The following is a 9,598-nucleotide window of genomic DNA, read 5'->3' as shown; positions in this document are numbered from 1 at the left end:
GTTATCAAGGAAACTTCATTGATTCCCCCAATATATGGCGACGTCAAAAAATCCGGACTTACCGCGACAGTGAAAGCGGATCAGGAAAATCAGGTTACATTCGATCTTGAGAATAAAAAGTAGATCGGCTGAAAACAATTAAGCGTCTAAATCGAGTGAACCTCGGCTCCTGATTCTGTAATCGGAGCCGAGTTTTTTGATGCAGTCTTCGATAGCCACTGATTCTGTTCGCGAACCATTATCATGATTCGAGCGAAGTCTGCGATTCCGACTTGTCAACGTTCGCAATGATCTGGGCACTCTGCAAATGATGCACGACTCTCCAGAGATGATAACTGATTCTGCTGAGCCAGCGATACGCGTCTAACTGTCCTAATAGCGTATCAAAATCTGCTCCGGTCCTGGTTACTGATTCCGTAAACTCACGACGCGTTGCTTTCTGATTCTGGTCCAGTTCCTGCCAGAATGCTTCTAATGGCTGCTCAGCCAGTACAACAGAATGATCCAGTAAAGAGACTTCTGTCCTGGTAATCAGATCGCTCAGTTGACCGGCAATTTCATTGAGTTTTTCGACTTTGCGGGTCGCCACCAGACGTTCCATTGCCTGACAGCGTCTCATTAAACGCTGGATATGATCGAGGGCCAACACCACTTCCTGGTAACAGCGCAGCGTCTCTGTATCCGATTTCGAAATATTAATTCGCCTCAAATAATCCGACGTCGTTACCAATGTCTGATGATATTCTTCTAGCTCGACTGCAATTTGCTCTTGATCCATTTCTGACGTGAACAAGCCATGCAACAGAGACAGCACGCGCTGAAACACATCAACCAGTGTGGAACGAGAAGCTTCGATCGCAACGTTCGGATTCTGAATCAGTGACTCTTCCAGTCGTTCCGTCTGATCATTGATGGCTTCCGGAATCAGGCGGGTGACAACACGGGTAAACTGCCCGACAAACGGGACGATCATCAACACCCCCAGGAAATTGAACAAACTATGAAAGGCGACGAGCGCGATTTCAGGGGAATGATTTTTCCCCTGATTCAGATAATGATTCCAGATCCAGATATAAACGGGCAACAGAAAATAGGCCACGACTGCTGTCACCAGATTATAAAACACATGGGCAAATCCGGTTCGTCGGGCAGCCACCGAACCTCCCATCGACGCCATCACTGCAGTAAATGTGGTTCCCACATCAAAGCCAATCACCATCGCCCCCGCCTGTGCCAGAGAAATTGTTCCCATATGGACGGCGGTCAACGCCATCGCCACGCCGGCACTGGAAGCCTGCGTCACCAGCGTAATCCCCACGCCGATCAAGATCAGCAGTATTCGCCCCAGCCAGGTATCCTGAGGAAAAGATTGTGGCGTCATCCCATTCGCAAGACCGGCCATCCCCCCCTGCAGACTGGTCAGGCCGATAAAGATCACCCCAAAACCGGCCAAAGCCAAGCCGGCTGCCGCAATCCGCTTTCGGGCAAATAAATGGAAAACGATCCCGAGCAGTACCAGGGGATAGGCAAGCTGCCCCAGTTTGAATTGAAAACCAAAGACAGCCACAATCCAACCCGTCACAGTCGTCCCGATATTGGCGCCGAAAATGATCCCCAGCGATTGCGACAACGTTAGTAAACCCGCCCCCGCAAAACCGACGGCAGTCACCGTTGTGGCGCTGGATGACTGCAGGATCACGGTCACGATGGCACCCGTTGCGATTCCCGAGGGGAGGCTTGTGGTGAATCGGGCGATCATGCGTCGAATCGTATCGCCGGCAAGCTCTTTCAGGCCGCTCGTCATCACGACCATGCCCAGCAGAAACAGCCCCAGACCGCCTATCGAATTGAGTATCCCTGAATCCATGAAAATTCCGCAGGTGCTTTATCTCAGTCAAAGAATCAGACGCGTCACAGTCTGACGGGAAACAATCTTTCATTCTAACACAAAGTCAAATGATTGATACCGTTTCCCTGAGACGAGTCCTACCAGGAGGTCCAGCCACCATCTACCAGAATATTCTGGCCGGTGATATAACTGCTGGCATCACTGGCCAGAAACACCGCGGCTCCTTTCAATTCAGACGGTTTTCCCATCCGTCCCATCGGGCTGTGCTCACACAGCCGCTCCGCCAGACCTGCAGGCGCCGCTTCGGAAGGGAACGGGCCCGGACTCAGACAATTGACGCGCACATGATCTTTCGCCCAATAAACGGCCAGGTGCCGCGTCTGATGAATCAGCCCCCCCTTCATCGTATGATAGGCGACCGGGCTCGCATTACAGATCCCTTCGTAAGCTTCCGGATAAGAGCCGACAACGCCGTACATCGAACCGATCATGATCACACAACCGGCGGCCTGACGTTCTACCACATGATCCCGTAGTTTCCGCGCCAGCAGAAAGTAACCGGTCGCATTCTGCAGATGCCGTGAAAACGCTTCCGCAGTGACAGTACGCCAGTCATCACCCACCGCGTCATTCCCGTTGTTAACCAGCACATCAATCTGCCCCGCCTCTTTGATTGCAGACTCAAAGCCCTCTTCGATCGACGCTTCCTGCATATGATCCAGCGCAACCCCGACGTGACCGACCTGATGCGGGTCAGGCATCTCACTGGCGGTCTGTTGAGCCCGTTTTGCATCCCGACTGCTGATCACCAGTCGTGCGCCCGCTTCCGCCAGACCGCGGGCCATCGCGCCTCCCAGATAACCGCTGGCACCGGAGATGAGTACGGTTTTCCCTGTCAGGTCAAATAACTGCTGGACCGTTGGTTCGTCTGTTGGTTTCATAGGATTTTTATCTTTAGTCAATCAGGTTCAGGAGGGAAGATATTCTGCCGGCTCGATCCAGGATCGTTTCTCCACGGAATCCAGAATAGACAGGTTCACAGCCAGTGTCTGCGCCCCCTCTTCCAGCGTACATAATGGCGGGCATAATCCGTCCAGATAATCAAGAAACGCAGTCGCCTGCCTTTGGAAGAGAGTATCCCGTTCGAGAGTTTCATGATAACCGACCTGCCATTCCGCGTCTGGTTCTGTGATCCAGCGATACCAGCTTTTCTGAAATTCGAACCGTAACATGCCCCGCTCACAGATGACGGTAATCATCGACTCATTCGCAGCCTGATGCTGATTCAGACTGAAACTCCCCAGCACACTCCCCTGCCGGGTAATGACATGCACGGTATCTTCGACATCCACGCCTTCCAGCACCTGATGTGAAAAGTCGGCAACCAGCGCCTCAACGGGGCCGACCAGATACTCGCCGGCATTCATCGAATGCGTGAGCGCATCCTGAACCGCGCCCCCTCCCGTCGCCCGAGATCTGTAATAAATGTCTCGGTAAGCCGGTCGATACGTGGGAAAGTTCTGTCCCGAAACCACCACCAGTTGAACCGGTTTTCCAAATTCCCCGGAGTCAAGCGCCGCCTTCATCGCTGCCAGAGCCGGGTGTGCCCGATAGACATACGCTACAGCCGCCTTCCGCTGTTTTTCCTGCAACAGAGACTGCAGCTCGTTGATGCCTGCAAAGTTCGTACTCAACGGCTTTTCAATAAACAGATCCAGCCCCGCCTGGACCGCGCGTTTCGAAATTTCAATATGCAAATGCGCGGGCGTCGCAATCACCGCACAATCATGCGGCTCAGCCAGGGCAGAATCGAGGTCGGCGTACTGTTTTTTCACGCCATACTGATCCGCAATCTTCCCCCGCAAGCCGTCATTCAGCTCACAGATGGAAACATCAACGCGACCTGTCGCCTGAAAACAACGCAAATGCCGCTCGCCGATGGAACCCACACCCACCACCAATACTCGTTTTCGGTCCGTCATGCTTTGCAATTCTTCAAATAATGATTGAGAAACAAAATTTCTGTGATCCTGAGACTATTAAAAAAACTCCGGCAAGACACGTCTACGCTAAACGGTATCTTCCCGGAGAATCTTTTTCAAACTGCTGGTATTGGTCAGTTCGTAAACTGCAACGAATACAGGTCGGCGTCTTTCATTACAAACCGCAGACGCACCGGTTTCCCGCTGAGGGCTTTCAAATCTTTGCCCCCCTTCCACGAAACAATCCGATTCACTTCATTGCCAATTTGTTCGCGGGAATCAGCCAGGGTAAATCCGGGAATCGGCTGGCCTGCTTCATCCTGAATTTCCACTTTAATACCCCCCGCTGCTGAAGTGGAGAAATTAATCGATAATTCGGAACCATCAAAAATGAGGGGTTTCGTCAACAATTCGCCGCCGGCATAGTCGGCTCGCACCGATGCAAAACCATCCAGGCGTAAAGAATATCGCCGCAAATGGGCCGTCGGTTGCGCATAATCCTGATTCACATACACCGACATTTCGGCAGGACCGGTCTGCACCACATTCAAAGCAGGATAATTGGTCCGTGAAACCCAGTTCTGGGCGCCGATGCCCCCCGTGATAAAGCCGCTTAGAAACGTTCTCTGGTATGTGTTATCGCCGCGGGTCGTCATCAGAATCGCATCGGAGGTGTCTTTAAAGTACTTTGGATGAACGCCGATTTCCTTGGCTTGCTCATCCGTCAGCACCTGCCGTCCCGGCATGAACCGTGCTGCGACAGCCAGATAGATGTGAGGCGCACGGAAATAAGGATGCGTCTGATTGGTATAAAGATGCTCGATCGGTGCAGCCTCACCTCGAGACGTATACTCCATTAATACCGGGGGAGACCAGTGAATGAAATCGTCGCTTTCCGTGCGGGCAATCCGACGGAGCTTATCTTTAAACACACGGAAATAGCTGATGTATTTTTTCTCCACCGGAGACCAGAATGCGACATTCTGTGAATCGAACATGTAAGGATAGGGCACCATTTTTTGGGGGATCACCGCACCGGCGGGATGCTGTTTCCAGTGAATCCCATCCGGGGACGTAAACGCGACCAGACCACTCTTCATCGTGCCGCCCAATGCTTTATAACGTTCTGCATCAGGGACATCAGGACGCGTATCCAGGAACGGAGAGAAGTTATGCGTCATCGGTGCCGCATCAGCGAGGATGATGTTATTCTTTTTGTGCCCCGCCTTTTCAAACAGCGAAAATTCCGGTTTGGTCCAGTTCACGCCATCTTTTGATTCCGCGTAGCAATAGACTTCACCCACATCGCCGTCGGCTCCCGCAGAAGGACGCCCCCGGTAATACGAGCGATACAAATCGCCGTCTTTAATGATTGTACAATAGCCGCAGAACAACCCCTCCCAGGGTTTATCGAACTTCAAAACGATGCCTTCATCCACAGGATGATGTAACCGTAACTCGGTTCCTTTTAATCCATCAATCAGATAATCGTCGACAAATAACTCTCGCCGATTTCCAATTTCCAGCGGCTTAGTTTCCTCTGCCTGCAGACTGGGGACCGCGAAATTTCCCACTAAAACGAGCAGCGCTATCATCAGTTGTTTCATTTGAATCCCCTAATACTCGATAAAAGACATCTTGTACTTATTTATTGAACAATAAAACAGCCATCTGCGTTTTAACATCGAATCAATGCTTTAATATGATTGACAATACACAAACAACTTGTATCATATTTAAATACAAGTAACGAACCTGGAACCAGATTTCAACCCAAATCCGATTTCTTTCTGCTATGAATTCACGCACTCCTGCCATACCACAGGGAACCCCAATGACTTCCCTCGCACAATCCGGCAAACAGCGTCCCAAGTACATGCTGCTGGTCGATCAATTAATTGATAAAGTGACCAGAGGAGAAATCCGTCCCGGAGAGGCGCTGCCTTCGGAACATCAACTCTGTGAAACCTATCAACTGGCCAGAACCACCATCCGCAACGCGATGCAGCTTCTGGAAGAACAGGGTTGGATCACGCGCATTCACGGGAAAGGTTCTTTTGTCAGCACCAATCCGCCGCTCCCGATTTCCAAACCCCTCGATATTTTTGCCTTTGTTCTCCCGGAAACGCGCACGGGATATTATCCGTCGCTGCAACGCAGCTTCGAACAGGCGGCCGCTCTGACACAAAACCAGGTCCTTGTCTGCTGCACTGAAAACAAAGTCGACATGCAGGGCAATACCATTCTGCAACTGATCGATAAACGCGTGGCCGGCGTGGCACTTGTCCCGGCGACTGTTCCCGCAACCCCCGCTTATCAGATCCGTCAATTGCAGCAACATGGCATCCCCGTTGTCTTCTGTCACAGGCAGGTCGAAGGCGTTCAGGCACCGCTGCTTTCGATCCCCTTTCGCGAAGTCGGGCTGCTGGCAGGTCAGACATTACTCAAACAGGGACATCGTTCCCTGGCGATGTTTTCCCCACATCGTGCGTCAGCGTCCATTGAGTACGAAGCCGGTCTGCGCGAGGCACTCGCTGCTCACGAGACAGCCTGCCCCGAACCGTTTATTTTTCATGGCCCCAGTTCTCAATTACACCCCATTGATTACGAACAGGACCTGCTGACAACATTAGAAGCCATGTTCCAGCGCCCTGCCCCCCCCACTGCCATCTTTGCCACTTTCGATTCACTAGCCGAATTAATCTATCTGCTGCTGGGAAAACTGGGACTGCGCGTTCCCGAGGATGTCTCTCTGCTCGGATTCGGAGGCACCATTCGCCACGGCGCGATTCAAAGCCGACTCTCTTCGATCACGGTCGACGAAGTCGCCATCGGCCAGAAAGCAGCCGAACTGCTGACACAGATGAAACAGGGCAAACTCCCCATCGATTCCGCAGAAATTTTTCCGATGCCCATTAATACCAGCACCGGGCAGACACTAGCTCCCCCCAAAAAATGAGACATCGATCGTAACCGGTATTCCGCAACGACGCAGGACAATCAACATGCCCCAGACATTCATTCAGAAACATGCGACATTGAGAATATTTCTATTTCCCTGTCTGCTAATGCTCGCTGCTGCTGCGCTCTTTCAGCCTTCCCTCCAGGCGGAAGAAGAAGACATCCTCAAACAAAAACTGGCCGCCCTCCCTCATCCCTGGGAGGATAAACTACATCGCCTCACCCTCCAGGAATACACGGAAACTCTGAAATACTGGGAACAAACCTATCCAGACTGGGTTCAGGTCGACCGCATCGGCGTCACACTGGAAGGAATTCCCATCCCGCTGCTCAAAATCACCGATCAAAAAGTCGACGACAAACAGAAACAGGTGTGCCTGATGACGGCCCTGCACGGCGGCCCCGAACGGAGCGGCACTACCGCGGTCATGCACTTTATCGAATGGCTCGCCAGCGATGATCCGGCTGCCGTGGAAACACGCAAAAACCAACTGCTGCTGATTATCCCCATCATCAATCCGTACGCCTATTTTGAAACCGACCGTTTCGGCAATTCGCAAAAAATCGATCCATACACGGGTGGCGGCACCAACAACTGGGATCTGAAAACATTCCAGTTCAAACAACCTGAAAAGTCACCTGAAGTGATGGCGGTCCTGTCTGTGATAGATCAATTCCAGCCGGACGTCCATGTGGACGTGCATGGGACGGGATTACAGGAATACAGTCCCGAGCAACTGGGATCGCGCGAACGGTATCGTGGCCAGACCATGTTTGAAGTGACGGGTTCTGCCTATTCTAACGTAACACTGCGTCCCTGGGACTGGCGGATCACGGAAGCCATCAATGAGGCAGGTATCAAAGCCGGCTATGGTTACGATCGTTTCGAAGCGGACGCACAACGACTCTTCTGGGGAAATCCACTGGCAGCGATGTCCAATAAACTCTGGTTAGGTCGCCCCAATTTTTACACCGCCCATTATGGATATGCCCGCTATCACACGATGGTCATGGCGTTGGAAGTCGGCTGGGAACAAAGCGGCGTCGCGCGGCTCAAAGCATTAATGAATATCGGAAACACCAAATGGAAAGGCGAATACTTTCCCGGTTATCCCGTGAACCGAATGCAGGGTTACATCGGCCATTTCGTCAGTGCCTGGGGAACCACTCCTCAAGCACGTCGAAAAAGCCGCGTCGAACTCTGGCAGAAACAACCTTATTTTTCGCAAGCAATCCTCTACCCGCAAACCGCCGGCAGAGAAACTTACCTCATTGCCACTTCCGCGAAAAGTGCCGCCCTGTTATCAGCAGACACTTCGGAATTCCTTGAAAACATCAAGCCGATCACCACCGTCAACCAGAGTGCCCTTAAAGCGATTATTGAGGCAGGACCGGAAATCAAATTCGCCGTCAGCAAAGGCCACACCTCGACCGAAAAAGAAACGCCTATAAAACACGGCATTTCGTTTCAACTGCGAATTCCCTATCGCAACCCAGAGCTGGTCGACCTCCGTTTGAATGGTCACCTGTTAGAAAAAAGTGCGACCGACGGTTATCTCACCTGGTACGGAGACGGATTCACGCATGTGCAAGTCAATGTCCCGCCGGAAAAATCGACAATCAACGACCTCTACATTATCACCTGCCTCTACAACCCGCAGGAAGAAAGATCGTATGGCTGGAAGCCGCCGCAGCAAGTGATGGAAAATATCAAACCTAAAACTGACTGACGTAAATTTAATCACCACACAAAGGAACCCACCATGAAAAAATCCGCGCCGCTCATGGCAGCCCTCATCCTGATTCTGCACTCATCCGCGCTCCTCGAAGCAGCGAAACCGGTTGAGCTGAAACTGGAAAGCGTTCAAAAAATCTGGGACCAGGACCCGCACAACGCCTTCACCGGACTCACCCGATTTAATGACCAGTGGTTCTGCGTTTTCCGCACCGGCAAGGCCCATGTTTCTCCTGACGGCGCTTTGCAGGTGCTCGCTTCCAAAGACGGAAAAGACTGGAAACCCGTCGCCCGCATCACATCCGATACTGCTGACCTGCGCGACGCGAAAATCGCCGTCACCCCGCAGGGACAACTCATGCTGAGCGGTGCCGCCGCCCTGCATCAGCCCAATCCCGCGACGCACCAGTCGATGACCTGGTTCTCGGATGATGGCACACACTGGTCCAAAGGGCATAAAATCGGCGATCCCGGCGTGTGGCTCTGGGGCATGCGCTGGAACGATGGAGACGTTTACAGCATTGGTTATCAAACCGGAAAAACAGGACCGAAATTCACGCGATTGTATAAAAGCAGTGACGGCAAACAATATGAAACCGTCGTCGATAAACTCCACGACACAGGGTACACCAACGAAAGTTCGCTCGTCTTCACGAAAGATAAAACCTGCTACTGCCTGCTACGCCGCGACAGCAAAGGAGCGAACACTGGATTACTGGGCATCTCAAAACCGCCTTATACCGACTGGCAGTGGAAAGACCTCGGCGTTCGCATTGGTGGCCCCGAACTGTTCCAGTTACCCGATGGACGTTTTCTGGCAACGGTCAGACTTTATTCACCGAAAGCGCGTACATCGATCTGCCAGGTTGATGTTGAAAAAGGTACCCTCACAGAACTGCTGGAGCTACCCAGTGGCGGCGATACCAGCTATGCCAACATGGTGCTGCATGATGGCCTGTTGAACGTCAGCTACTATTCCAGCCACGAAGGAAAAACTTCCATCTACTTTGCAAAAGTCAGCTATAAATAATTCTGCAACTGGCTGACGAAGATGCACACAAACGGGGATCT

General features: G+C 52.1%; 7 protein-coding genes. 3 read left to right on the top strand and 4 right to left on the bottom strand.

Going from position 1 to position 9,598, the window contains the following annotated elements; all coding sequences use genetic code 11:
• Positions 1-241: 241 nt before the first annotated feature.
• The 4 genes from Q0294_RS21960 to Q0294_RS21945 form a co-directional block, all read right to left on the bottom strand.
• On the bottom strand, positions 242-1,867 hold the full coding sequence (locus tag Q0294_RS21960; RefSeq protein WP_299469728.1) for a Na/Pi symporter: 1,626 nt from the start codon (positions 1,865-1,867) through the stop codon (positions 242-244).
• A 119-nt stretch (positions 1,868-1,986) separates the two neighbouring features.
• Complete coding sequence (locus Q0294_RS21955) at positions 1,987-2,790, bottom strand: SDR family oxidoreductase (protein WP_299469726.1); 804 nt, start codon at positions 2,788-2,790, stop codon at positions 1,987-1,989.
• Between the two features lie 27 nt (positions 2,791-2,817).
• The gene (locus Q0294_RS21950) at positions 2,818-3,831 is read right to left on the bottom strand and encodes a Gfo/Idh/MocA family oxidoreductase (protein WP_299469724.1); all 1,014 of its coding nucleotides are present in this window, start codon (positions 3,829-3,831) and stop codon (positions 2,818-2,820) included.
• A gap of 134 nt (positions 3,832-3,965) precedes the next feature.
• Complete coding sequence (locus tag Q0294_RS21945) at positions 3,966-5,438, bottom strand: hypothetical protein (RefSeq protein ID WP_299469722.1); 1,473 nt, start codon at positions 5,436-5,438, stop codon at positions 3,966-3,968.
• Between the two features lie 227 nt (positions 5,439-5,665).
• On the opposite strand from Q0294_RS21945, the gene Q0294_RS21940 reads away from it, so the two are divergent.
• Genes Q0294_RS21940 through Q0294_RS21930 form a run of 3 tightly spaced genes read left to right on the top strand, consistent with a single transcriptional unit; the run spans position 5,666 to position 9,557 of the window.
• Positions 5,666-6,790 carry a GntR family transcriptional regulator gene (locus Q0294_RS21940; RefSeq protein ID WP_299469720.1) on the top strand — a complete coding sequence of 375 codons (1,125 nt, stop codon included), beginning with the start codon at positions 5,666-5,668 and terminating at the stop codon, positions 6,788-6,790.
• 46 nt (positions 6,791-6,836) lie between these two features.
• Complete coding sequence (locus Q0294_RS21935) at positions 6,837-8,522, top strand: M14 family zinc carboxypeptidase (protein ID WP_299469718.1); 1,686 nt, start codon at positions 6,837-6,839, stop codon at positions 8,520-8,522.
• Positions 8,523-8,555: 33 nt separating this feature from the next.
• Positions 8,556-9,557: a sialidase family protein gene (locus Q0294_RS21930; protein ID WP_299469716.1), complete on the top strand. Its 1,002-nt coding sequence runs from the start codon at positions 8,556-8,558 to the stop codon at positions 9,555-9,557.
• Positions 9,558-9,598 lie beyond the last annotated feature (41 nt).

It is taken from the genome of uncultured Gimesia sp. (genome assembly GCF_937919775.1).
Classification (GTDB): Bacteria; Planctomycetota; Planctomycetia; order Planctomycetales; family Planctomycetaceae; genus Gimesia.
Note: the sequence above shows the minus strand (reverse complement) of the source record. Positions and strands in the feature narration are given on the sequence as shown.

Bases quoted from the DNA above. Each gene is read 5' to 3' on its own strand.
- Q0294_RS21960 (WP_299469728.1), bottom strand. From the start codon at position 1,867: ATGGATTCAGGGATACTCAATTCGATAGGCGGTCTGGGGCTGTTTCTG.
- Q0294_RS21955 (WP_299469726.1), bottom strand. From the start codon at position 2,790: ATGAAACCAACAGACGAACCAACGGTCCAGCAGTTATTTGACCTGACA.
- Q0294_RS21950 (WP_299469724.1), bottom strand. From the start codon at position 3,831: ATGACGGACCGAAAACGAGTATTGGTGGTGGGTGTGGGTTCCATCGGC.
- Q0294_RS21945 (WP_299469722.1), bottom strand. From the start codon at position 5,438: ATGAAACAACTGATGATAGCGCTGCTCGTTTTAGTGGGAAATTTCGCG.
- Q0294_RS21940 (WP_299469720.1), top strand. From the start codon at position 5,666: ATGACTTCCCTCGCACAATCCGGCAAACAGCGTCCCAAGTACATGCTG.
- Q0294_RS21935 (WP_299469718.1), top strand. From the start codon at position 6,837: ATGCCCCAGACATTCATTCAGAAACATGCGACATTGAGAATATTTCTA.
- Q0294_RS21930 (WP_299469716.1), top strand. From the start codon at position 8,556: ATGAAAAAATCCGCGCCGCTCATGGCAGCCCTCATCCTGATTCTGCAC.